Origin of the sequence: Pseudomonas sp. NPDC008258 (assembly GCF_042956345.1) — a bacterium.
In the GTDB taxonomy this organism is placed as follows: Bacteria; Pseudomonadota; Gammaproteobacteria; order Pseudomonadales; family Pseudomonadaceae; genus Aquipseudomonas.
The window spans coordinates 46,359-69,913 of record NZ_JBIBGE010000024.1 but is presented as its reverse complement, the minus strand read 5'-3'; the positions used below and the strand labels follow the sequence as shown (position 1 = coordinate 69,913).

Sequence of the window (23,555 nt, the reverse complement as noted above, 5' to 3'; positions counted from 1 at the left end):
GTTGCAGGATCAGGCAGCAGCAAACAGCTCGTTGGCAATCTGCGCCTGGGCAGCATCAATCGCCTGGCTGCGCTGCTCAAGGCCATAGGCCAGGCCATGGGCGCGGACGATTTCCAGGTCGGTGATACCGATGAAGCCGAGGAATACCTTGAGGAAGTCTTCATGCCCGGCGCCAGTCGGCTGGCCAGCGTGCAGGCCACCTGCGGTGGACACCAGCACCACTTTCTTGTTGCCGCACAGGCCTTCCGGGCCCGCTTCGGTGTAGCGGAAGGTCTGGCCGGCGACGGCAATGCGGTCGATCCAGGCCTTGAGCTGGGTCGGCACGGTGAAGTTGTACATCGGCGCACCGATTACCACGGCATCAGCGGCCAGAAACTCTGCGAGGGTTTCAGCGCTCAGCTTGGCCTCAAAGGCCTGGGCTGCATCACGTATGTCTTCGGGGGTGCCTGCCGCGACCAGGGTGGCGGCAGAGAAGTGGGCAATGGCGTCGGCGGCCAGATCGCGGTACACCACGTCCACGCTCGGATCAGCGGCTTTCCAGGCCTCAACCACTTCGCGGCTCAGCTGGCGGGAGGCGGAGTTGTCGCCCAGGATGCTGGAATCGATGTGCAACAGTTTCATAGGAATCTCCTGTGATTGAAGACCGCGGTGTCAAGCGATCACGATGGGGAGAATCCTACCGGGATGAGCAATGGCTGATAAGCAGGCAAAAATGCGTTAGTTTGTCCCACAGGTGGAACAGTGAGACATTCCCATGCAAGACCTTAACGACCTTTTCTACTTTGCCCGCGTGGTCGAAGCCGGGGGCTTCGCCGCCGCCGGGCGCCAGCTGGGCATCCCCAAGTCACGCCTGTCTCGGCGCATTGCCGAGCTGGAAGAGCGCTTGGGCACCCGCCTGCTGCAACGTACTACACGGCAGCTGAAACTCACGGCGGTTGGCGAGCGCTACCTGCACCACTGCCAAGCCATGCTACTGGAAGCCGAAGCCGCTGATGAAGCCGTGGCCAGCATGAGCAGCGAACCGCGCGGGCGTTTGCGGGTGTCTTGCCCGGTGGCGCTGGCCCATGCCTTCCTGCCGGATGTGATCAGCCGCTTTCTTGCGCAGTACCCGCTGGTGCAACTGGACATGGTGCTGCTCAACCGCCGGGTCGACCTGATTTCTGAAGGCATCGATGTGGCGCTGCGGGTGCGTGACCTGGGTGACGAAGACCCAGCCCTGGTTACCCGCCGCTTGCGCCAGGCACAGATGCAACTGGTGGCCGCGCCCGGTTTCGCCGACCACATCCGTGAACCGGCTGAGCTCGCTTCACTACCCGTACTGGGCGCCGCTGAGGCGGACCGGTTGGTGCACTTCCGCTTGTTCGGCCCCCATGGCAAGCAACAGGAAATCGCCCTGGAACCGCGCTTGGCCATTGACGATTTCGTGGTACGTAATGCTGCTGTACGGGCTGGCCTCGGCTTCACTGCCCTGCCCAGCATGTTTTGCGAGGAAGAGCTGGAGCGCGGCGAACTGGTGCGCCTGCTGCCAGACTGGTCACTGCCAGGCGGGTACTTGCAGGCGGTGTACCCGCACCGGCGGGGTGTACTGCCTGCCGTGCGGGTATGGATCGATCACCTGGCGGCATCATTCGAGGCCTGTGGAGAGCGGTATGTCTGAAAGGAAAATGAGCGAAGCCGAAGTGGCAGCGTTTTGCCTGAGCCTGCCGGGTGCGCGGGAGGACTACAAATGGGGCGGAATCCGGGTGTTTTCGGTAGCCGGCAACAAGATGTTCGCGGTGCTCGACCTGGCCGGTGCGGGGTTGTCATTCAAGGTGGCCGATGAGCTGTTTCTCGGCTATTGCGACCGCCCTGGGGTGCGGCCTGCGCCGTATCTGCCGCGGGCAAAATGGATCAGCATGGCGCTGCCCTACCCCATGGGGCGTGATGAGCTGTGTGATGTGTTGCAGCGCTCGCACCAGCTGGTGGTGCGCCGGCTGCCGAAGCGCTTGCAGGTGGGATTGGTGATCTAGGCAGCCTGTACCGGCCTCTTCGCGGGCAAGCCCGCTCCCACAGGTACAATACAGGCTTCAAGGGATGTGATACCCCTGTGGGTTTACTCGCGAAGAGGCCGGTACAGCCACGCATCAACCAAAAGGCAGGTAGCGCCCTGCAAAAAACAGCCAGTCCGCCCAGAACACCTGATGCACCAGCACAATCCCCCAGAACACCAGCTGGTAAGACACCTTGCGGGTCTTGTGCCGAAACACCTGCTGCGCCACCAGCGCCCCGGGCCAGCCGCCCAACAGCTCGCTGGCATGCAGCACTTTCTCGGGCGTGCGCCAGGCCTGGGTACGCGCCTGCTGTTTATCCTGCCAATACAGCAGCAAACTGATCAGGCTCATCGCCGGGTACAGCGCCAGCGGCCACCAGGCCTGGTCGTTCCACGCCATGCGCGCCGCGCCCAATAAAGGCAGCAGGCACAACACCGCCAACAACAGCAGTTTCAGCCGCGCGTTACGCACGCCCTCAACCCGTTGCTCACGCAGCGCCTCAGCCATGGGCGGTCGACCAGTCCACCCAGCCGAACTGCCAGGTCGCCAGAATCAGCAGGCCGAACACAATGCGGTACCAGGCAAACGCCGCGTAGCTGTGATTGGCAATGAACTTGAGCAACGCACGCACGGCAATCATGGCAAAGATGAACGACGTCACGAAACCAATGGCAAATACCGGCAGGTCGCCGGGCTGGAACAGGTCACGGTACTTGTAGCCCGAATACACCGCCGCACCGACCATCGTCGGCATCGCCAGGAAGAACGAGAACTCGGTCGCTGCCTTGCGCGACAGGCCGAACAGCAGGCCACCGATAATGGTCGATCCGGAGCGCGAAGTACCCGGGATCATGGCCAGGCACTGGACAAAACCGATCTTCAGCGCATGGCTCCAGCGCATGTCGTCCACGTGGTCCACCTGCACGCGGTGCTCGCGACGCTCGGCCCAGAGCATGATGATGCCACCCACCACCAGTGCCGCCGCCACGGTAATCGGGTTGAACAGGTACTCGTGAATCAGGTCGGCGAACAGCACGCCCAGCACCACCGCCGGCATGAACGCCAACAGCAGGTTACCGGTAAAACGCCGCGCCTTGGGCTCGCTGGCCAGGCCGAACACCACTTCGAAAATCTTGCTGCGAAACTCCCACACCACTGCCAGGATCGCCGCCAGCTGGATGATGATGTTGAAAGCCATGGCCCGCTCGCCACCAAAACCGATCAGGTCGGCGACGATGATCTGGTGCCCGGTACTGGAGATCGGCAGAAACTCTGTCAGCCCTTCGACCACACCTAAGATGATTGCCTGGAAGGCAGTCCAAAAATCCATCATTCCCCCGGATGGAGCGCTGCTTGCTGCAGGCCCCTTGTTCTTGATTTGCTTGAAATTGCCGCACGCGGCCCGGCTGTTTTACAGCGACTGTTGGGCGCAACGCCAGTAGAAAAGTTCACGCCTGCTAAAGGTTTCATCTTGCGCGGCCGAAATCCTAGCAGAGCGGCTTTGCAATCGCTTGACGCGACCTGTTGCAGACTCTTGCGAAGATAGCACTTAGCCATTAGTCGGGTGGGGGCCTGTCGCAAAGCATGCTTGGATGCACCTCAATAAAAAGAACAATGCGGGAGCGCCTGGATGAACACTCTGAGATCTATGTCGATCAGCCGTCGCCTGTGGCTGATCCTTTGGGTGGCGGTGGCCATGCTGGTGGTGCTAGGCCTGTTGATGCTGCGCCAGATCCACGGTGACCTGTACCAGGCCAAGGCCGAAAAGACCCGTCACGTCGTGCAGACCGCAGCCGGGGTGCTGGCCTATTACCAAGGGCTGGAAGCAGCCGGCACGCTCAGCCGTGATGCCGCCCAGCAACAGGCGCTGCAAGTGGTACGCGCGCTGCGCTACGACCACGACGACTACTTCTGGATCAACGACCTGGGGCCGAAGATGATCATGCATCCGGCCAACCCCAAACTCGACGGCCAGGACCTTTCGGCCATTCGCGACCCCGACGGCTTTGCCGTGTTCAACGAAATGGTCGCCTTGGCCCGCCAGCAGGGCGCCGGGCCGGTCAACTATCGCTGGCCCAAGCCCGGCGCCAGCGAGCCGGTGGCCAAGACTTCCTACATACAGCTGTTCAAGCCCTGGGGCTGGATCATTGGTTCGGGTGTGTATGTCGATGACGTGCAGGCCGAATTCGCCCGCCAGTTGCGCGACGCCTCGCTGGTGGGCGTGGGCATCGCCTTGCTGATGGCGCTGGTGGTCATGCTGATTGCCCGCAGCATCGCCCGCCCGTTGCAGGAGGCCGTGCAGGCAATGAGCAACATCGCCAGCGGCGAAAGCGACCTGACCCGGCGCCTGGACACCCATGGCCGTGACGAAATCACCCACCTGGGCGAGCACTTCAACCGCTTCAACGGCAAGCTGCAGGGGGTGGTCGGGCAGTTGCAAGGCGCGGCCCACTCGTTGGCCCAGTCCGCCGGGCACGTCGGCGACAATGCAGGGGCGGCACAGCAGCACAGTGCCCAGCAGTCGCTACAGATGGACCAGGTGGCCACGGCCGTGAACGAGGTGACTTACGCCGTGCAGGACGTGGCCAAGACTGCCGAACAGGCCGCCGGCGAAATGCGCACCGCGCAGCAACAGGTCGCCCATGGCCAGGAAGCCATCCATGGCAGCCTGGTACAGATCGATCGGCTGTCGCTCACCATCGACCAGGCGGTGCAGGTGATCCGCGACCTGGCGGGGCACAGCACGCGCATCGGCGGTGTACTCGATGTCATTCGCTCCATCGCCGAGCAGACCAACCTGCTGGCACTGAACGCCGCCATCGAAGCGGCACGGGCCGGCGAGCAAGGCCGCGGCTTCGCCGTTGTTGCCGACGAAGTGCGCCTGCTGGCCCAGCGCACGGCGCAGTCGACGGCCGAGATCCATACCATGATCGCACACCTGCAAAGCCAGTCGGACGCCGCGGTCAAGGCCATCGACACCAGCAGCGAAGCCTCGCGTCAAACCGTCCAGCAGGCCCGCGAGGCCGGTGCAAGCCTGGATGCCATCAACCAGGCACTGACCAATCTCACCGCGTTGAATGCGTCCATCGCCAGCGCCACTTTGCAGCAAGCGCATGTGGTCGAGGAGATCAATCGCAACGTGCTGGATACCGCCGGGTTGTCGCAGCAAACCGCGGATGCGGCACGCCAGTCCAGCGATGCAGGGGTGGCGTTGGGGCAATTGAGCGAGGAGCTGGAGCAGCTGTTGCGACAATTCCGGGTATGACCTTTGCCGGAGCAGCCTCTTCGCAGCACCAGGCTGCTCCTACAAAGGTTCGCCTGCAACACATCGACCCGCTACAATCGCGCCCTCCCCCGATAGTCTCCCCAAGGATCGCCGATGTCCGGCCTTGAACTCATCGCCGCCGTCCTCGGCGTCACCGCTGTCTGGCTTACGGTCAAGCAAAACGCCTGGTGCTGGCCGATCGGCCTGGTCATGGTGCTGATCTATGGCTGGCTGTTCTACGAGGTAAAGCTGTACTCGGGCATGCTGCTGCAAGTGGCCTACGCCCTCCTGCAAGTCTACGGCTGGTGGCAATGGAAACGCCCCGGCCACGCTGAGGACGCGCGTCAGGTTTCGCGCCTGCAACACCAGGCGCTGTTCACCGGCCTGGCTATCGGGGTACTGCTGAGCGCAGCCTTGGGTGCGGCCATGGCCAACTGGACCGATGCCGCCCTGCCCTGGCTGGACGCCACCCTGACCGGTTTCAGCCTGGTGGCGCAACTGTGGATGGCCCAGAAACGCCTGCAATGCTGGCCACTATGGGTGGTGGTGGACATCGTCTATGTGGGCCAGTACCTGCATCAGCAGTTGTATTTCACCGCAGGCTTCTTTGCCGTGCTCACACTGATTGCCGTGCGCGGTTGGCTGGAATGGCGCCGTGACCCGGCATTGGTGCAGCCATGAGCGCTCAACACGCCATGAAGGTGCTGGTGCTGTGTGGCCCCGAGTCCAGCGGTAAAAGCTGGCTCAGCGGCGTGATCCAGGCGCATTTCGGCGGCGTGGTAGTGGCCGAATACGTGCGCCACTTCATCGACCAGGAGCGGCGCGACACCTGCTACGCCGATATCCCCACCATCGCCCGGGGCCAACTGGCCTGGGAGGACCGCGCCCGCGAACAAGCCCCACCGTTGTTGATCCTGGACACCCACCTGCTCAGCAACATGCTCTGGAGCCAGGCCTTGTTCGATGACTGCCCGGCCTGGCTGGAACAGGCTTTGCTTGCAAGGCATTACGACCTGCATTTGTTGCTAAGCCCGCAAGGCGTGGACTGGATTGCGGATGGCCAGCGCAACCAGCCCGATATCAAGGACCGGCAACGCTTTTTCGACAACAGCCTTGCCTGGCTGAAACGGCACAATCAGGCGCACCAGATACTTGAGGGCGATTGGCCGCAGCGCCAATTGCTGGCCTTGCAGGCCGTTGCCATGCTGATTGATAGCAATGCGCCATCCTGCCCGACCGAGTGTTAAGCCAGTGACACAGGTTTGGGGGTCAAAGCCCCCGAAAATGCGGGGTTCCCCCCCCGCTCCGGGGGTAGTGTCAAGCCAGTGAAACACCCCTGCAAAATCCCTTCCAGTCAAAGCCAGCGCCAGCTTCGCCCGCACCACTCCCGCCAGCCTGTATCAGCGCTGAAACAGAAAACGCCGCAACTTCTCAACCCCTTACCTTAACCTGTTGATCTGCAAGCGCTTCTCAAAAACGGCACACCTTCTGCTCTGTTGTTCGCATCGCTGAACAAGGCCAGCGCTCAAAGAAGGAGTTGCCGTCGTGAGGAAGAGTGACAAACGCCTCTATCACTGGGTGCTGGTGGGTTGTGTATTGGGCTCACTGAGCCTTGCGGCCCAGGCGGACAACGGGATCATCATCATCAAGCGCGACGTGCAGGTACGCAATGCGACCATACCGCCCTTGATCCCCGACCCGAGTCCTACCACGGTCAACGCCAACCCTTCTGCCTATGTGCTCAAGCAAACCAATGAACTGAGTGATGGCGACTTCGCCAGCATCAGCAGCGGCGCGGGCATCAGCAACATGATCACCCAGCAGACCAACAACCTGGGCGGCAACCTCGGTAACCAGAACCAGTTGCCCAACCTGTCGGGCGGTCGCGGTACGGGCGGCTCCGGTAACGGCATCTCGAACATGGTCAATTCAAGTGTGCAGCGCGGCCTTGCGCCCTTGCAGATCCTGACCGGCGGGGGCAAGTGACATGAAGCACACGCTGCTGATCCTCGCCACCCTGTGCAGTGCTCCGGCCTTCGCCGAGTCGCTGGTTCCCGTCATCAATAACGCCGACATCAACAACTCCGGCAGCCGCTATCAGGGCAACCTCTCGGTCAATCAGGCCGCTGGCGACAAACAGCAACAGGTCAACGCACGCGCCATTGCCGCAGGGCCTGAAGCCAACGCCAGCACGCAGATCCGGCAACGGCTGGACACACCCGCAGACCCCGCCATGGATGCCCGCTCGACCATCCAGGGCAACGCGTTCAGCAACGGCAGCGGGGCGCTGGGCGTGAACCAGAGTGCCGGTGCCAATACCCAGCAAGCCAACGCTCTGAGCATTACCCTCAGTGCGCAACCGCAAAGCATCGACGACAGCGTCCTCATGCAACAGAACGTGGCGCTGCTCAACAACTCCGGAGCAACTGACATCCCGGCCGGCTATCGCCAGGTCACCACAAGTGACCAGGCCTTCACCGGTAGCCGTGGGGTGATCCAGTTGAACCAGAGTGCCGGGGTGGGAAACCGAATGGCCAACACCTTGAGCATCCGGGTCGCGGATTGACCCTTCCAGTTAAGAACAACACTTAACCTAAATAGAGTACGGAGAATCACCATGAAACCCTCGATGGCAATCAAGCCTCTGGTTTTCGCAATTGCTGCGGTCATGGCTGTTGCTGTACAAGCTGACCAAAACGACCGGCGTGGCGGGCACCACAATGGGCACAATAATCACGGCCAGCACACGCCTCCTCCAACCAAAATACCGGTGTATGCAACGGCTGATGCTATTGACACCCAAAGCAGCACCCGTAACGCCATCACCAACCAAGGCACTATCAACGAAGCCGAAATGAGCGACTCGGGCCAAGGCTCCAGCGGGAACGTTGGCGTCAACGTGGCGGCCGGTAACGGCAACCAGCAGGACAACGCTGCTGCCATTGCCAATGCTGGCGCTGATTCGAGCCTGGATAACAGCTTCGTGTTCGGTATGGCCAATGCCACTGCTGACGTTCAGCAAACCAGCAGGAACAACCGGGTCGACAACTGGTCGACCCAGTCGTCGGCTGTGATGAGCGGCTCGGCCAGCGGGGCTGAGGGCAATATCGGCATCAACATTGCCGGTGGCGACCTCAACCAACAGAAAAACACCATGGCTATTGCCAACTCCAATGCACCATTGGGTAATGCTACCGCCACCGCATCCGCCAATCAGGACGGCCCAGGCCTGATCGTGAACAACGCGGCTGACCGCACCTATCGCGTCGACACGATCACCATCACCACCTCGGCCAGCGGCTCGAGCTCGCGTGATGGCACGTTCAACTCGACCGACGACCGCAACTCGTCGTCGAGCTTCAGCGTGGCCGGTTCGCAAAGCGCCAGCTCCAGTGGCTCCAGTGGCTGGAACTCCAGCGGTTCGAGCAGCTCGAACGCCAGTGGTTCCAACAACTCCAGCGCCAGTGGCTCCAACAGCTGGGGCCTGAGCGGCTCAGCCAGCGGCAGCAACAGCTCGTCGAGCAGCGCCAACCTCAACGCTTCGCTGGATGCAGCCGCCAACGCTACGCGTACCCTTACCACCGATGATGGCCGTCGCGAGCGCACTCGCTCCAGCACCTTCGACGGTTCGCTGAGCGCATCGCTGGATGTATCGGTCGACAAGTCGCACGAAAGTGCCTACGACTCGTCGTTCGAGAAAGCCTTCGACTCCAACTACGACAAGTCGCATCAATCGTCGTACGACAAGTCCAAGGACTCTTCATACACCAAGTCTCACGACTCTTCGTACGAGAATGCTTCGGCGTCTGACTTCTCCAAGTCTGGCGAAAAATCGAAGCAATCCTCGAACGACGTGTCGAAGAGCTACAGCGAAAGCAGTGCTTACGACTTGAGCAATACCGTGTCCTTCCAAGTGCTGACCCCGACCGGCTGGGCCAACCCTGTTACCAATACTGCAACCCTTAGCGGTTCGGTCAACGGTGGCAGCGGCAACCTGGGCGTGAACGTGGCAGCCGGTGTGGGCAACCAGCAGAGCAACTCGCTGGCCATCTCCAACACCTCGTTCTAAACGCTGCGCTTGAGGCCCCCTTCGGGGGGCCTTTCTTCAACACCCACCGGAAGGCATCCGATCATGCGCATTATCGCCTTGGCGTTTTTGCTGTGCCTGGCCAGCGTGAGCGAAGCTGCACAAATGCCGCTGTCCGTCCTGCCGGGCGGTGCCGTGGTATTCAAGCCCATCCAGAGCGTGCGTGAACGCAAGTTCGCCGACCTGGTGCAACAGAAAACCGACTTCAGCTGCGGCGCCGCCGCACTGGCAACCATCCTGCGCCAGGCCTACTGGCTGGATGTGGACGAACATCAGATCATCGAAGGCATGCTGGCCCACGCCGACCAGGACCTGGTGCGCACGCAAGGCTTCTCGATGCTCGACATGAAACGCTACGTCGAAAGCCTGGGGATGCGCGCCCGCGGTTACCGGGTAGCGCCCGACACCCTTCACAGCGTACGCATCCCGGTCGTGGTGCTGATGGATGTACGCGGCTACAAGCACTTCGTGGTCATGCAGAAGGTCGACAAAGGCTGGGTGTATGTCGGTGACCCTGTACTGGGCCATCGGCGCTACAAAGTCGACGACTTCCTCAAAGGCTGGAACGGCATCATCTTCGCCGTGATCGGCCAAGGTTACGACAAGAACAACATCCTGCTCGACCCACCCCTGCCGCTGACCGCCAAGGGCCGGGTGGACAACTTCACCCCAGTGAAGGACGCCGAGCTGCTGGATTTCGGCTTCATCAAAAGCGACTTCTTCTAACGACTGTTCTAATGACAAGGAGCATGATGCTCCAGGGAGCATTTCATGAAGACTTCATTGTGGCTGGCCATGGCTTGCCTGGCTGCCAGCCTGCCCAGCCACGCCGAGCCATTGAAACCCATCGAACTGAAGGACCAGGAGTTGGCCAACCTGCGTGGCCGCTACGTGATGCCGGGGCGGATCGTGAGTTTCGGCATCGTCATGTCCAGCACCTGGCAAAATGCCAAAGGGGACGTGATCGGGGCGACATCCACGTTGCAGGTCCAGCAATCGACCATCAAGCCCCAGTTCTATGTCTCGATGATTGATGAAAAAGGCACAGGTGCAGCGTCGAGCAACGCTTCTGCTGCGGGCACCGGGGTGGTGACCGGCGGCAACGGCCTTACCACTACCGAGGGCGTCACCCAGGTAGTGCGTGCTGCCGGTGACAACAACACCGCCTACAACAACGTCGATATCAACGTGACCAAGGCCAACCAGGCCCCCGCCGTGCAACAGCAAGGCCAGGTGCTCGCCGCCGGCCAGACCCTGGTCGGCGAAAACGGCGCCGGCGCGCTCAGCGTGTCTTCGAGCGGCGTAGGTGTGCAGCTGAACATCAATGCCAGCAATAACCAGGGCAGCAGCGTGCAACGCCTGGCCCAGGGCGGCCTGATGCAGAACTCGACATTGCTCGGCAACGGCAACAGGGTCAACAACGTTACCTCGCTGAACGTCGTGATGCGCGAGAACGTACCGACCGCTGCGTCGCTCAATGGCAGCCTTGACCAGCTCAAAGGTCTTCGCACCTTCGGATACTGATCTACGCTCTGTCTCATCAAAAGTAGTTGGAAGGGACGGCAACTCCATGTACCGATCTTTATCGCTCAGAGCTTTTGTGTGTTTGACTACCTTGGCCCCCACCGCACTCTACGCAGCCGCCGACCCGCAGGTCGAAGCACTGAAACAGGAACTGATTGAACTCAAACGCCGTTACGAGGCGCAGCAACAAGCGCTGATGGTGCTTGAGCAACGCGTGCGACAGGTCGAGGAGGCCCCGGCAGCGGCGCCACCCAAACGCCTGGTCAAGTCCCCCGCCGAGGGGGTCAAGGGGGCGCAGACCGTTGCGTCTGGCGCGCCAGGCACTACAGGCAGCTCCTACGGCCAGGCGCTTACGGCCGATTCCGAACCCGCGCAAAGCGTATCCAACCTGTATGACGAGGCCAGCGGGTTCTTTGGCGGCGGCAAGTTCAGCTTCGAAACAGGTGTTACCTATACCCATTACGATACCCGGGCGCTCACGCTCAATGGCTTCCTGGCGCTGGACTCGATCTTCCTCGGCAGCATCAACCTCGACCGCATCAAGGCCGACAACTGGACCCTGGACATGACTGCGCGCTATAACCTGGCGCAGCGCTGGCAGTTCGACATCAACGTTCCCGTGGTGTACCGCGAGTCCACCTACTCCTCCGGCGGTGCAGGCGGCGCCGGCGCCAGCACCTCGGACGCCAGCGTAACCCGTGACCCGGAAATCGGCGACATCAACGTGGGCGTGGCTTACAAGTTCCTCGACGAGGACGAAACCTGGCCGGACGCTGTCGCCACCCTGCGGGTCAAGGCACCGACCGGCAAGGACCCGTATGGCATCAAGCTGCGCGAGGTCGACGGCAACAGCAACCTGTCTGTACCGGACAGCCTGCCAACCGGCAACGGCGTGTGGTCGATCACCCCCGGCATCTCTCTGGTCAAGACCTTCGACCCGGCCGTGCTGTTCGGCAGCCTGTCGTATACCTACAACATGCAGGATTCGTTCAGCGATATCAGCCCGCAGGTCAACAGCAAGGTGCCAGGTGACGTGAAACTCGGCGACTCCTGGCAGATTGGCGGCGGTATCGCCTTTGCCCTGAACGAAAAGATGAGTATGTCGTTCTCGGTGTCGGACCAGTTCGCCCGCAAAAGCAAGATCAAACCTGACGGCGGCGACTGGCAATCCATCTCCAACAGTGACTACAACGCGGCCAACTTCAACGTCGGCCTGACCTTCGCCGCCACCAACAACCTCACCATCGTACCCAACCTGTCCATTGGTCTGACCGATGATGCACCGGACTTTTCCTTCAGCCTGAAATTCCCCTACTACTTCTGATACTTGCCCTCTGCCTGGCCCGCGCAAGCGGGCCAGGCTTTTGGTTACCAGCCTTGTAGCGAACCGCTTTCCCTTCCCCGGCCTGTTATCATCCAGCACATATGCATGACGATTTAATGGCAAAAGGGAAGTTTTTGTGAAGAACCTGTCAGACCACCCACGTACCCGGCTTGCCGCGTTGGCAGCCCTGGTGCTGGTGATCCCACTGGGTACGCGCGCCATGCTGGGTTGGTCCAACCCGCTCGGTTACCTGTCCGACCTCGCCCTCGGCAGCCTGCTGGTCTTGCTGCTGCACCGCCGGCCATGGTGGCTGGCCCTGCCCGTGCTGCTGGCCTGGGCAGCCCTGTGGGTGGCTTCGGCTGAACTTGTGAGCGCGGTGGGCCGGTTGCCCACCAGCGCCGACCTCACGTACCTCGTCGACCCGCAATTCATGGAGAATTCGACTGGCGGTGGCCTGGCCCATGCCTGGCTGCCCTTGACCCTTGGCGTTGGCCTGCTGACCTGGCTGGCCACCGCCTGGCGCAGCCGGGCGCAACGCAGCACACCGCTGCCGCGCAAGGCCTGGGCCATTCCCGTGCTGCTGTTCGCTGCCCATTGGGGCAGCCAGCAACTGGTACCCAGCGACGCTGACCAGTGGCGGCAATACAACCTCAGCCACCAGTTGATGTCGGCCGGGGTTGGCAGCCTGGAGCGCAAGGTCGAAGGCTGGATGGGCCGCACGCAACCGTTCACACCGCTGGCCAGCAGCGGCCTCACCCAGTCCGACTTGCATGGCCAGCGCTTGCTGGCCGGGCCCGGTAGCGCCCGCAACCTGCTGGTCATCACCGTAGAAGGCATCCCCGGGGCCTACCTGCGGCCCAACCGCCAGGCCCTGCACAGCCGCTTTGACGAAGACCTCATGCCCAAGGTCAGCCAGTGGGCCGAGCGCGGCATGAACACCCCCGACTACGTGCTGCACACCCACCAGACCATTCGCGGCCTGTACGCCATGTTGTGTGGTGACTACGACAAGCTGGCCAATGGCACGCCCAAGGGTGTGGAGCTGCTGACCCAGAACGAACGCAACCAGGCCTGCCTGCCGGCGCAGCTGCGCCAGGCCGGCTTTACCACCCACTACCTGCAAGGTGCCGGCCTGCGCTTCATGGCCAAGGACCGCATCATGCCGCATATCGGCTTCGACTCGGTGCATGGCCTGGAGTGGTTCCGCAACAAGAACTACCTGGACTTCCCATGGGGCAAGGATGACCGCGCCTTCTTCGAAGGTGCCCTGGACTACGTCGGCCAGCTGCAAAAGCAGGACAAACCCTGGATGCTGACCCTGCTCACCGTGGGTACCCACCAGCCGTACTCGGCACCGGCCGAGTACCTGGAGCGCTATGACACGCCAAAACAGGCGGCGGTCGCCTACCTGGACGATGCGTTGGGGGCATTCCTCGACAACCTCGAGCGCCAGGGCGTGCTCAAGGACACCCTGGTAGTGGTGACTTCTGACGAGTCCCACGGCATCGACGGCGTGCGCCTGGCGTCGTCCTGGGGCTTCAACCTCACCCTGGCGCCAGAGCAGGCGCAACTGCCGCACATCAAACGCGGTACTTACGGCCATATCGATCTGGCCACCTCGGTGCTCGACTACTTTGCGCTGCCCATCCCGATGGCGCTGGGTGGCCGCTCGCTGTACCGCGACTACGACACTGGCCGCGAGATGATCTCCTACACCAACGGCATGCTGCGCTACCACAACGGCCAGGGCGTGTTCACCGAGTGCGATTTCCAGCAGCGCTGTCGGCGTTATGCCAGTGAGGGTTTCATTGCCGACCAGGCCCGCTACCTGGGCCCCGGCGACAGCCTGCTAGGCCAGCAGATCGGTGCACTGGCCGGGGTGCTCGACCAGTCCCTGCTGCAAACCCCGCTCAACCTGCGTTACCAGTTCGGCGGCCCTTCGCCGATCAAGCTGCGCAAGCGCATTCATGATGACTGGGCCGACAACCTGATCGGCGCCCAGTACCTGGAAATGCCGGAAGGTTCGCATACTCGCGTGCGGGTAAAGGTACGCTCGCTGGACCCCAAACGCGTCGCCTATATCCAGCTCAAGGCCAAGCAGCTGGAGCAGGACGTGCCGCTGGGCCTGCCTGCTGAAGTGAAGGTCACCGCCGATGAGCCACTGGAAATGGAATTCAGCTTCGACAACCCGACCGAGCGCAAAGCGTTCTCCTTCCATTTGCTGGGCTACGGCGGCGGCAAGGTGGAAGTCAGTGACTTCAGCGTGATCACCGCGCTGCCCGGCGAGGAAGAGGCCGCAGATGAACTGAGCGAGGGGCATATCGCCCATTCGGGCTGAGCGGCCTACCACTCATCGCCCGGCCACCGGTGCCTGTCGATTCGCCCTGAACGTGCTCGACTACTGTGTGAATCCCCTAGCGTGGAGACAGCACCATGAGCACAAGCGAAAGCAGGCACCCGGTGGTTTCCCGTAGCCAGTGGCTGGCGGCCCGCCGGCAACTGTGGCTGCACGAAAAAGCCTTCACCCACCACCGCGATGCGCTGTCCGCAGCACGTCGTGCACTGCCTTGGGTCAAGGTCGAGCAGGACTACAGCTTCCACGGGCCGGACGGCGAGCTGAGCCTGGCCGAGCTGTTCGCGGACCGTAGCCAGCTGTTGGTCTACCACTTCATGTTTGCCGAAGGCTGGAGCGAAGGCTGCCCCGGTTGCTCGTTCCTGGCCGACCATTTTGACGGTGCCAACCTGCACCTGGCTCACCACGATGTGTCACTTGTTGCGGTATCGCGGGCGCCGTATGCCGAGTTCCAGGCGTTCCGTCGGCGCATGGGCTGGCAGTTCCCCTGGTACTCGTCACACGGCAGCGGTTTCAACGAAGACTTTGGCGTCAGTCTCGGCAGCGAAGGCCAGCGGCAGTACAACTATGAGCCGTATGATGGCAGTGAAACCGAGCTGCCGGGCTTGAGTGCGTTCTATCGCGACGCGGACGGCAGCGTTTACCACACCTATTCGACCTATGCCCGCGGGCTGGACATTCTGGTCAATACCTACAACTTCCTGGACATTGCGCCATTGGGGCGCAACGAAGGCGGGACCATGGACTGGGTGCGGCACCATGACCGCTATGAACAGCAGCCCGGCAAGCCTCATTGCTGCCATAACTGAATGCCAAACCAGCTTCAATCCGGAAAACTGACCTGAAAACTCACCGCCCGATGATCCGACGGGCCTGCGGCACTGACCTGTCCAGGCTCGGCTGGGGTGCCATCGACGATTGCGTAGTCCAGCATGGTTTGCGGCGCGGTGCTGGGATGGGTTTCGGCGGCTGGCAAAGCCAGCTGGGCGATGTCGGGTGGTGAGATCCAGTTGCCTTGGCCGCTGGGCGTCTGGGCCGAAACGTTGCGTGGATCACGGTTGAAGTCGCCCAACACGATAAAGCGCGAGGGTGTGTGCCAACTTATTTCGCGCAGCATGCGCGGGGCGTTGGGCCCACCTGAGGAAATGGCGTGAAAACAGTATACCGTCATGTTTTCTTGCGATGTCGTATGGCGGCGTAGCTGCAAACCTAGTGCAGGACGATATACCGGAGCATTCTGATCATCTGGCAAGCCATCGGAAATCACCACCGCTTGTACGATATCCAGCCCGCTGGCTTCGGAAACGACCAGTGCCAAATTGACCCGCAAGCGTTGAACGTCCAGATAGAAGATATGGTATTGCTCCGGACGCGACACGGTTCCGGCGTTCCACAAGTAGTGATCGACCCGCAAAGTCGTACCGAACTGGTCTGGAACCCAGGTTTGGGCGGCGAGCAACGAAGAAGACGGCATTACGCCTGCTTCCTGCAGGGCTACCACCGCATTGCTGCGCGCCAGTTGCAGCACGAAACTTCGCCATTTCGTCTCGGCCGTTTCCGAAGAACCTTGCATGTTCCAGGTCGCGACACTCACAGGATGCCTGCCAGTCAGAGGGAGCCTGCCCAGTTCGATCAGCGCGTCCTGACCGTCATCGCGAACAGAGGCGTGGTAATAGTCCCTGATGCCGCCTCGCAGGCAGATGCGGGAGTGCCAAGGGCCGTGCGCCGCACCGACGACGAACTGCAGCATTCTGAGAGCGTCCCCGTGGTCGAGGATCAGAGGGCCACTCGGTGCCCGCAAGCCGTTCATGATCAAGGCGTGGTGCAGGTGATAAAAACATAACAGCACCGGATAACTGTGCCGAGGATGCACTGCATTGATGTGATCGATGAAGCGACGGTCGTTATATAGGCGACGAAAGACTGACTCTAGAATCTGTGCGTATTGCTGCTGAGAAGCCTCGTTCGAGCGGTGCATGTAGTGAGTCGACACGAAATAGACAAGCCAGACCGCAGTGTGCCGCGCGTTATCGGGCGCATGACGCAGCAGCGCCACGATATCCGTCACGATGATTTCGAACTGAATTTCAAAATGGACTGAGTCTGTGGACGGCGGCAGGTGGGCGCGCGTGTAGTCGTAAATGGCTCTATCAACCGACATGGGCTGGGCTCCCGATCAGGATTGAGTATCAGGGTTGACATGCGCACCTGCATAGACCGCGACCAGCGCACCTTGCTGGACGGCCAATGCAGGGCTTCCTTCGCCGCAATCGAGTTTGATGCTGCTCACCAGCGGGCTCACCGCGTTCCCGTCATAGCAGTACTGATCCAGCTTGCTGCCATCGCCAGTGAACAGCAGTTTGAGCAGTCCGTTATGTACGCAAAGGCCGGGAGAATGGGGATATCGCTTGTCTATAAGGCTGATGCTGCTTGTCCAGTTTTCCCCATCGCATTTGAGCATGTAGTTACGTTTATCTGTCTTGTCCTGATAGATCAGATGAATCAGGTTCTGGTACGTTGCGGCAACCGGGCTCATGTAGGTCAAGACGGATTGATTGCCGTTGTTCTTGACGACGGGCATCTGGCTCCAGTTAATAAGATCGGATGTCGTGGCATACATGATATTGGAACTATTTTGCACTTTATAAAACATGTGCAAGATACCATTGAGCGCCGCGAACGCCGGTGTCTGCGACAGCTGTGCTTGTATGTGCGCCATGGTGATAAAGGTTCTGGAGGCTTCGTTGTAACGGCACACAACAGTCATGTTCGTGGCATCTGCGTAGACCATGACCAAGTCATCCTTGAAGGACACCAGACCGGGCAGGCTGACGCTGGTCTTTCCGGCAATCGCTGTGACCGAAGCCCAGGTGGAGGACGGGCGCCTGCTGAGCATCCTGATCTCGTCGCCGTTGAGATAGACGCAGTACAAGACATCGTTGTGCAGAACCATTCTGCAGTCCTGGCTGGAGGTCTCGTCGAGCAGGGTCGACCTGCTCAGGATGCCGTGGAGGTTTTGCGAGTAGTTCAAGTGCATGGCAGTGAGGTTTCCTGAAAGGGAACCGTCATCTGATCGGATCGCAGGCCTGATTTCTGTCGCCCATCAGCGTTTGCGAATGTGGGAAACAGACTGTCCAGTGATGTCCGCTTTCCGCCCTACCAACCTCTGCGTGAACAGTCGGCGAGAAGTTCGCCAATCAGCAGTAGCGTAAGGCGGAAGCGGTTCCCACCAGGGCCTGCGCAATCCTGATATTCCTTCAGCCACGCACACCCAGCATGCCGCGCTCGACAATGAAGTCGATCACCGCCTGCAACCCTTCGCCCTTCTTCAGGTTACTGAAAGTCCAGGGACGCTGCGGGCGCATGCGCTGGGTATCGCGCTCCATCACTTCCAGCGAAGCCCCCACATAAGGCGCCAGGTCGGTTTTGTTGATTACCAGAAAGTCCGACTTGGTAATGCCCGGGCCGCCCTTGCGCGGGATCTTCTCGCCCTCGGCCACGTCGATCACGTAGATGGTCAGGTCGGCCAGCTCCGGGCTGAACGTAGCGCTCAGGTTGTCACCGCCGCTTTCGACGAAGATGACCTCCAGGTTGCCAAACTTGCGTGCCAGCGCCTCAACGGCAGCCAGGTTCATCGAAGCATCTTCACGAATGGCCGTGTGCGGACAGCCACCGGTTTCTACACCGACGATACGCTCCGGCTCAAGTGCGCCAGCCTCGGTGAGGATGCGCTGGTCTTCCTTGGTGTAAATGTCGTTGGTGACCACGGCAATCTGGTAGTGATCGCGCATGGCCTTGCACAGCGCTTCCAGCAGTGCAGTCTTGCCGGAGCCGACCGGGCCGCCGACGCCGACGCGCAGGGGTTGTTGATAGCTTTGCATGAAGGCAGTCCTCAGGAACGGAACAAACGGGTGTATTGGGTTTCGTGACGCGATGAGGCAATGGCCAGCAACGGCAGGCCGCCACCAAGCTGGTCATCGCCCAGTGCCAGTGCCTGATCGAGGGCGGCAGGCAAACCTGCGCCCAGGTCGCGCAGCAAGGTCTGGGCGGCCTGCTGGCCGAACGGCACCAGCTTGACCCCAGCCATGACCGCGCCCTCCAGCCAGGCAAAACCATGGCCCAGGGCCAGCTGGCGCAGCGGGATGGCCCAGTGCGCAGCCAACCAGGCCATGCCGCCCAATTGGGTCAATTCAAGGCTGGCGCGCCAGGCCGGCGACTGGCCCAGTTGCCAGCCGTCGAGCAACCGCGCAAACGCCGCGCCGCGCTGCTGTTCTTCCAGACGTAGCTCGGCGGTTTCGCGGTTGGCCAGCAAGAAGCGGCTCCACTGGGCAAACGCCTCGGCATCCTCGGCCTGACACGCGTGATACAGGCGCGCCAACACCGGCCAGTCGAGGCAAGCCAGGGTGTCGTCGACCTGCTCGCGCTGCCAGGCAGCGAAGCCGTCCACACCCTTCACCCAGCCAGCCTCCACCGCCCACTCCAGGCCTTGCGAGTAAGTGAAACCACCCACCGGCAAGCCGGGGCTGGCCAGCTGCAGCAGGCGCAGTAACGCCAGGTCGCTGCTCATCAACCGGCCAGCACCAGCGCGGCGCCGGCCAGCAGGCCACCGCCAAAGGCCTTTTGCAGGCCGCTGTGACGGCGCAACAGGCAGCCGACCGCAAAACCTGCCGCCAGCAGCAGGCCGCTGACCGTGACAAAGCCGGCGCTGAACTGCCAGAACGCGCTAGGCGTGGCCTCCACGCCGTGGGCCCAGCCATGGAACAGGGCAAACACGGGCATGGCCATGGCCAGCAGCAACTGCCGGCTCGGCAGCAACACGGCCCCGGCAGCCACCAGCACCGACAGGGCGATCAGGGTCTCCATGCCCAGCACGTCACCGAACAGGTGGCCACACACCGCCCCGCCAAACATTGCCGACAAGGTGGCCAGAGGCAGCGTCAGGTTGCGCCGGGTCAAGGCCGCGAGCACCCCGGTACCGAGCAGCATCAACAGGTGGTCCAGGCCGGTCAGCGGGTGCAGCAGGCCGTCATGCAGTGGGTTGCTGTCATGACCCGGGTGGGCGAAAGCGGGTACGGCCAGCATCAGCAGAAACAGGGCAAGCGTCTTTTTCATGGGGTGCTCCAAGGCAGTTCAGGAATGGGCAGGCAGGCGTACGAACGGGTGATCATGGCCATGGCTATGGCCATGCGGCGCACTCTGGTACGCACCCGCTTCGGGTTCAAACGGTGCCTGCTCGGTTTCTACCGTCAGGCCCAGGCCACGCAGCATGTCGTCCAGCACATGGTCATGCTGAAAACGCAGCAGGCCAGGCTCGATCTGCAGGGGTACATGGCGGTTACCCAGGTGATAGGCCGCGCGTGCCAACAGGTGCGGATCGGCGCAACGCACCGTGGAGACTGTTTCGGGCGCTGCCAGCACCCGAATCAGCTGGTTGCCCTCGGCATCGGCAAGCAGTTCTCCCCCGCGCAGCAGGTGGCCGCGCTCAAGCATCAAGCCAGCTTCGCGGCCATCGTCCAGGGTGACGCGCAAGCGGCTCTTGATGCGGCTGTCCACATCCAGGGTGACAGTGCCGGTTTCAGTGAGCGTGCCAGGCTCGGTGATACGGCGGGTCAGGACAATCATTGGTGCTCCTTCAAAACAGGAAGTAACGCTGGGCCAGCGGCAATTCGCTGGCCGGCTCGCAGACCAACAGTTCGCCATCTGCGCGTACCTGGTAGGTCTGCGCATCTACCTCGATCAGCGGTTGCAAGGTGTTGTGGACCATGTCCGGCTTGCGCACGCGGCGGCAGCCGTTGACCACGCCAATCAGGCTGCGCAGGTTCAGGCCTTCGGCCAGGCCACGGTCCATGGCCGCCTGGGGCAGAAAGGTCATGCGTGTGGCATGCCGCGCCGCGCCGAGGGCACCGAACATCGGCCGGTAATGCACCGGCTGCGGCGTGGGGATGGAGCCGTTGATATCGCCCATCGGCGCGGTGACGATCATTCCGCCCTTGATCACCAGCGCCGGTTTGACCGCGAAGAACGCCGGCGACCACAGCACCAGGTCCGCCAGCTTGCCCGCCTCCACCGAGCCGACTTCGTGGCCGATGCCATGCGTCAGCGCCGGGTTGATGGTGTACTTGGCGATGTAGCGCTTGACCCGGAAGTTGTCGCTGTACTGCGTGTCAGGTGGCAAAGGCCCGCGTCGCAGTTTCATCTGGTGGGCGACCTGCCAGGTGCGCAGCACCACTTCACCCACGCGGCCCATGGCCTGTGAGTCGGAGGACGTCATGGCAAAGGCACCCATGTCATGCAGGATGTCCTCTGCCGCGATGGTTTCGCGACGGATGCGCGACTCGGCAAAGGCCACGTCTTCGGCGATGCTCGGGTCCAGATGGTGGCAGACCATGAGCATGTCCAGGTGCTCGTCCACGGTGTTGACCGTGTACGGCAGGGTCGGGTTGGTCGAAGACGGCAGCACGTTGGCCTGCCCCGCCGCGCGGATGATGTCTGGCGCATGACCACCACCGGCGCCTTCGGTGTGGAAGGTATGGATGGTGCGGTCACCGATGGCCGCCAAGGTGTCTTCAATGCACCCGGACTCATTGAGGGTGTCGGTGTGGATAGCCACCTGGATGTCCATTTCCTCGGCCACGCCCAGGCAGCAGTCGATGGCTGCCGGTGTCGAACCCCAATCCTCATGCAGCTTGAGGCCCACCGCACCGGCCGCGATCTGCTCACGCAACGCTTCTGGCCGCGAGGCATTACCCTTGCCCAGCAAACCAATGTTGATCGGCAGGCTGTCGGCGGCCTGCAGCATGCGCGCCAGGTACCAGGGCCCGGGGGTGCAGGTGGTGGCATTGGTGCCGGTGGCCGGCCCGGTGCCACCGCCGATGAAGGTGGTGACACCGCTGTTCAGCGCTTCGTCTACCTGCTGCGGGCAAATGAAGTGGATATGCGAATCGACGCCACCCGCGGTAACGATCTTGCCTTCGGCCGCGATCACTTCGGTGCCCGGGCCCACCGGTACATTGACGCCGGGTTGCACATCGGGGTTGCCGGCCTTGCCGATCACCGCAATACGCCCGTGCTTGATGCCGATGTCGGCCTTGACGATACCCCAGTGGTCGATGATCAAGGCGTTGGTCAGCACCAGGTCCATGGCCTCGGCGGCCAGCATCTGGCCTTGCCCCATGCCGTCGCGGATCACCTTGCCGCCGCCGAACTTCACCTCTTCGCCATAGATCGTGAAGTCTTTCTCCACCTCTACCCACAGCGCCGTGTCGGCCAGCCGCACGCGGTCGCCCACCGTGGGACCAAACATGTCGGCATAGGCCCGGCGAGAAATACGGCTCATACCCTGCCCTCCAGCGCGCCCATCACCTTGCCCTGGAAGCCATACACCTCACGCTTGCCGGCGTAGGCCACCAATTGCACGGTACGTGCCTGGCCCGGCTCGAAACGCACCGCGGTGCCAGCCGGAATATCCAGGCGAAAGCCCAAGGTAGGCGCGCGGTCGAACACCAGCGCGTCGTTGACTTCGTAGAAGTGGTAGTGCGAGCCGACCTGTACCGGCCGGTCGCCGTGGTTGGCCACGCTGACGCTGACCGTTTCACGGCCAGTGTTCAGTTCGATGTCGCCAGCGGCGACCTGGATTTCACCTGGGATCATGTGGGGTTCCTGGGCGGGTTCAGACGATGGGGTCATGCACGGTCACCAGCTTGGTGCCATCCGGGAAGGTCGCTTCGACCTGCACGTCGTGGAGCATTTCGGCAATGCCGGGCATCACCTGCTCGCGGGTCAGCACTTCGCGGCCCAGGCTCATCAGTTCGGCCACGGTGCGACCATCGCGGGCGCCTTCCAGCACAGCGGCACTGATCAGCGCCACGGCTTCCGGGTAATTGAGCTTCAGGCCACGCGCCAGGCGCCGTTCTGCCAGCAAGGCGGCGGTGAACAGCAGCAGTTTGTCTTTCTCTCTCGGGGTCAGCTCCATGGCGCTCTCTCAAGTGGCCCAAATTCGTGGAGGGCACGCAGGCAGGCCGAGGACGGCCGGACGCAGCACGTGCCACAGGTGTTGCAGGGTGCGTTGCAAGTGTTGGTTGTCATGGTCGAGTACACGGATGACCAGCAGCGACCCCAGCAGGGTCGCGCCAGCCGGGTTGGCCAGTTCATCGAGCAATGGGCGAACCTGTTCCAGTACCGCCTGGTCGGCCGGTGCCGCGCAGAACGTAGCGAGCAACGGGTGGCCGCCGAGCTTGTCCAGGCGCCCGCCTTCTATGCGCAGGCGTTCATGCAGGCCGACTTCGTCGGGCAGTTCGATGTGCAAACGGCTGTCCAGCGCGCCCTGCTCGAAACGCTCGTTCATCACCGGGCGCCCCATGCACAGGGTCTCCCAGGCCAACAGGCGCGCCCCGGGTTCCAGGGTAAAACGGCTGTCGAGGCTGGCGCGGGCGCCCGAAAAGAAGATGCTGTCTTGCGGCAGCCATTCCAGGGTGCTGCCAGCGCCCAGCCGAAAGCGCTGGGTCAACCGTGCGGTCGGGCCGATGCTGCGGTAGAACTTGCTGGCACCGGGCATGGTCAGCAGTGCGTGGCTGCCGGGTTCCAGCTGGATATCCAGCTCCAGACGGTCGCCGGCGACAACGCCGCCCGGCGGGTGCAGCACGTAAACGTGGCACGGTGCACCTTCAGGATAGAAAGGCCGCTGCACCAAAAGAGGTCCGAAATGCCGCCACGCACCAAGGCGGGTCACATCGTCACGCCTGACAAAGCGCAACTGCAGGTGGGCGCTCCAGCCTGCATCGTCTTGTTGTAGTTCGATCTGCTCCGCGAGCGACATCCTGCGGCCCCTGAAATCCGTGGCCTATCGGCCGTTTAGAGGGTCCGGCGCAGGGCGCTGCTTGCGCTCACGGCCTGACCACTCGATCAAATTCGCAGGCTGGATATAGCAGGTTGCGGGCCAACTCCGCAGGTGAAGGCAGATGAAACTTTTAGCG

At 62.1% G+C, this 23,555-nt stretch carries 26 protein-coding genes; 13 read left to right on the top strand and 13 right to left on the bottom strand.

Annotated features, from left to right (window positions below; translation table 11 throughout):
* Positions 1-9: 9 nt before the first annotated feature.
* On the bottom strand, positions 10-621 hold the full coding sequence (locus ACFY9W_RS19475; protein ID WP_391133277.1) for an NAD(P)H-dependent oxidoreductase: 612 nt from the start codon (positions 619-621) through the stop codon (positions 10-12).
* A gap of 133 nt (positions 622-754) precedes the next feature.
* Between ACFY9W_RS19475 and ACFY9W_RS19470 the strand changes: the two genes are divergently transcribed.
* Together ACFY9W_RS19470 and ACFY9W_RS19465 are read left to right on the top strand one after the other, a co-directional pair.
* On the top strand, positions 755-1,657 hold the full coding sequence (locus tag ACFY9W_RS19470; protein WP_391133274.1) for a LysR substrate-binding domain-containing protein: 903 nt from the start codon (positions 755-757) through the stop codon (positions 1,655-1,657).
* Complete coding sequence (locus ACFY9W_RS19465; protein WP_391133271.1) at positions 1,650-2,009, top strand: MmcQ/YjbR family DNA-binding protein; 360 nt, start codon at positions 1,650-1,652, stop codon at positions 2,007-2,009. The genes ACFY9W_RS19470 and ACFY9W_RS19465 overlap by 8 nt, the downstream gene beginning before the upstream one ends.
* Positions 2,010-2,123: 114 nt before the next feature.
* Here ACFY9W_RS19465 and ACFY9W_RS19460 read toward each other — a convergent pair whose 3' ends face one another.
* A complete protein-coding gene (locus ACFY9W_RS19460) occupies positions 2,124-2,537 on the bottom strand; it encodes a DUF1294 domain-containing protein (protein WP_391133268.1) in 414 nt (137 codons plus the stop codon).
* A complete protein-coding gene (locus ACFY9W_RS19455) occupies positions 2,530-3,360 on the bottom strand; it encodes an undecaprenyl-diphosphate phosphatase (protein WP_391133265.1) in 831 nt (276 codons plus the stop codon). Before ACFY9W_RS19455 ends, ACFY9W_RS19460 begins: the two co-directional genes overlap by 8 nt.
* A gap of 300 nt (positions 3,361-3,660) precedes the next feature.
* Between ACFY9W_RS19455 and mcpP the strand changes: the two genes are divergently transcribed.
* The 11 genes from mcpP to ACFY9W_RS19400 all read left to right on the top strand — a co-directional run bounded on the left by mcpP (position 3,661) and on the right by ACFY9W_RS19400 (position 15,392).
* Complete coding sequence (gene mcpP / locus ACFY9W_RS19450) at positions 3,661-5,295, top strand: methyl-accepting chemotaxis protein McpP (RefSeq protein WP_391133262.1); 1,635 nt, start codon at positions 3,661-3,663, stop codon at positions 5,293-5,295.
* A 114-nt stretch (positions 5,296-5,409) separates the two neighbouring features.
* Positions 5,410-5,976: a nicotinamide riboside transporter PnuC gene (pnuC, locus tag ACFY9W_RS19445; RefSeq protein ID WP_391133259.1), complete on the top strand. Its 567-nt coding sequence runs from the start codon at positions 5,410-5,412 to the stop codon at positions 5,974-5,976.
* On the top strand, positions 5,973-6,542 hold the full coding sequence (locus tag ACFY9W_RS19440; RefSeq protein WP_391133256.1) for an AAA family ATPase: 570 nt from the start codon (positions 5,973-5,975) through the stop codon (positions 6,540-6,542). The genes pnuC and ACFY9W_RS19440 overlap by 4 nt, the downstream gene beginning before the upstream one ends.
* Positions 6,543-6,840: 298 nt before the next feature.
* Complete coding sequence (locus tag ACFY9W_RS19435) at positions 6,841-7,281, top strand: hypothetical protein (protein WP_391133254.1); 441 nt, start codon at positions 6,841-6,843, stop codon at positions 7,279-7,281.
* A 1-nt stretch (position 7,282) separates the two neighbouring features.
* On the top strand, positions 7,283-7,861 hold the full coding sequence (locus ACFY9W_RS19430; protein WP_391133251.1) for an adhesin: 579 nt from the start codon (positions 7,283-7,285) through the stop codon (positions 7,859-7,861).
* Between the two features lie 51 nt (positions 7,862-7,912).
* Positions 7,913-9,364 (top strand): heme utilization protein, encoded by a 1,452-nt coding sequence (locus ACFY9W_RS19425; RefSeq protein WP_391133248.1) that lies wholly within the window; start codon positions 7,913-7,915, stop codon positions 9,362-9,364.
* A 63-nt stretch (positions 9,365-9,427) separates the two neighbouring features.
* Positions 9,428-10,108, top strand: a complete 681-nt coding sequence (locus ACFY9W_RS19420) for a cysteine peptidase family C39 domain-containing protein (protein WP_391133246.1) — start codon at positions 9,428-9,430, stop codon at positions 10,106-10,108.
* A 45-nt stretch (positions 10,109-10,153) separates the two neighbouring features.
* Entirely contained in the window at positions 10,154-10,906 is a 753-nt protein-coding gene (locus ACFY9W_RS19415; protein WP_391133243.1) for a hypothetical protein, read from the top strand.
* 46 nt (positions 10,907-10,952) lie between these two features.
* Positions 10,953-12,230, top strand: a complete 1,278-nt coding sequence (locus ACFY9W_RS19410; RefSeq protein ID WP_391133240.1) for a hypothetical protein — start codon at positions 10,953-10,955, stop codon at positions 12,228-12,230.
* Positions 12,231-12,366: 136 nt separating this feature from the next.
* Positions 12,367-14,568 carry a sulfatase-like hydrolase/transferase gene (locus tag ACFY9W_RS19405; RefSeq protein ID WP_391133237.1) on the top strand — a complete coding sequence of 734 codons (2,202 nt, stop codon included), beginning with the start codon at positions 12,367-12,369 and terminating at the stop codon, positions 14,566-14,568.
* A 95-nt stretch (positions 14,569-14,663) separates the two neighbouring features.
* Positions 14,664-15,392: a DUF899 family protein gene (locus tag ACFY9W_RS19400; protein ID WP_391133235.1), complete on the top strand. Its 729-nt coding sequence runs from the start codon at positions 14,664-14,666 to the stop codon at positions 15,390-15,392.
* A 14-nt stretch (positions 15,393-15,406) separates the two neighbouring features.
* Here ACFY9W_RS19400 and ACFY9W_RS19395 read toward each other — a convergent pair whose 3' ends face one another.
* The 10 genes from ACFY9W_RS19395 to ACFY9W_RS19350 form a co-directional block, all read right to left on the bottom strand.
* Entirely contained in the window at positions 15,407-16,744 is a 1,338-nt protein-coding gene (locus ACFY9W_RS19395) for an endonuclease/exonuclease/phosphatase family protein (RefSeq protein WP_391133232.1), read from the bottom strand.
* 15 nt (positions 16,745-16,759) lie between these two features.
* Positions 16,760-17,620: a hypothetical protein gene (locus tag ACFY9W_RS19390; protein WP_391133229.1), complete on the bottom strand. Its 861-nt coding sequence runs from the start codon at positions 17,618-17,620 to the stop codon at positions 16,760-16,762.
* A 220-nt stretch (positions 17,621-17,840) separates the two neighbouring features.
* Positions 17,841-18,464, bottom strand: a complete 624-nt coding sequence (gene ureG / locus ACFY9W_RS19385) for an urease accessory protein UreG (protein WP_010953755.1) — start codon at positions 18,462-18,464, stop codon at positions 17,841-17,843.
* Positions 18,465-18,475: 11 nt separating this feature from the next.
* Positions 18,476-19,150, bottom strand: coding sequence for an urease accessory UreF family protein (locus tag ACFY9W_RS19380; protein ID WP_391133225.1), 675 nt, complete (start codon positions 19,148-19,150; stop codon positions 18,476-18,478).
* Positions 19,150-19,695: a HupE/UreJ family protein gene (locus ACFY9W_RS19375; RefSeq protein ID WP_391133222.1), complete on the bottom strand. Its 546-nt coding sequence runs from the start codon at positions 19,693-19,695 to the stop codon at positions 19,150-19,152. Before ACFY9W_RS19375 ends, ACFY9W_RS19380 begins: the two co-directional genes overlap by 1 nt.
* Before the next feature lie 18 nt (positions 19,696-19,713).
* Entirely contained in the window at positions 19,714-20,205 is a 492-nt protein-coding gene (ureE, locus tag ACFY9W_RS19370; RefSeq protein WP_391133219.1) for an urease accessory protein UreE, read from the bottom strand.
* Between the two features lie 10 nt (positions 20,206-20,215).
* Complete coding sequence (ureC, locus tag ACFY9W_RS19365; protein WP_391133216.1) at positions 20,216-21,919, bottom strand: urease subunit alpha; 1,704 nt, start codon at positions 21,917-21,919, stop codon at positions 20,216-20,218.
* Entirely contained in the window at positions 21,916-22,233 is a 318-nt protein-coding gene (locus tag ACFY9W_RS19360; RefSeq protein WP_391133213.1) for an urease subunit beta, read from the bottom strand. The genes ureC and ACFY9W_RS19360 overlap by 4 nt, the downstream gene beginning before the upstream one ends.
* A 19-nt stretch (positions 22,234-22,252) precedes the next feature.
* Positions 22,253-22,555, bottom strand: a complete 303-nt coding sequence (locus tag ACFY9W_RS19355) for an urease subunit gamma (protein WP_003253929.1) — start codon at positions 22,553-22,555, stop codon at positions 22,253-22,255.
* 9 nt (positions 22,556-22,564) lie between these two features.
* Entirely contained in the window at positions 22,565-23,398 is an 834-nt protein-coding gene (locus ACFY9W_RS19350; protein ID WP_391133208.1) for an urease accessory protein UreD, read from the bottom strand.
* Positions 23,399-23,555: the final 157 nt, after the last annotated feature.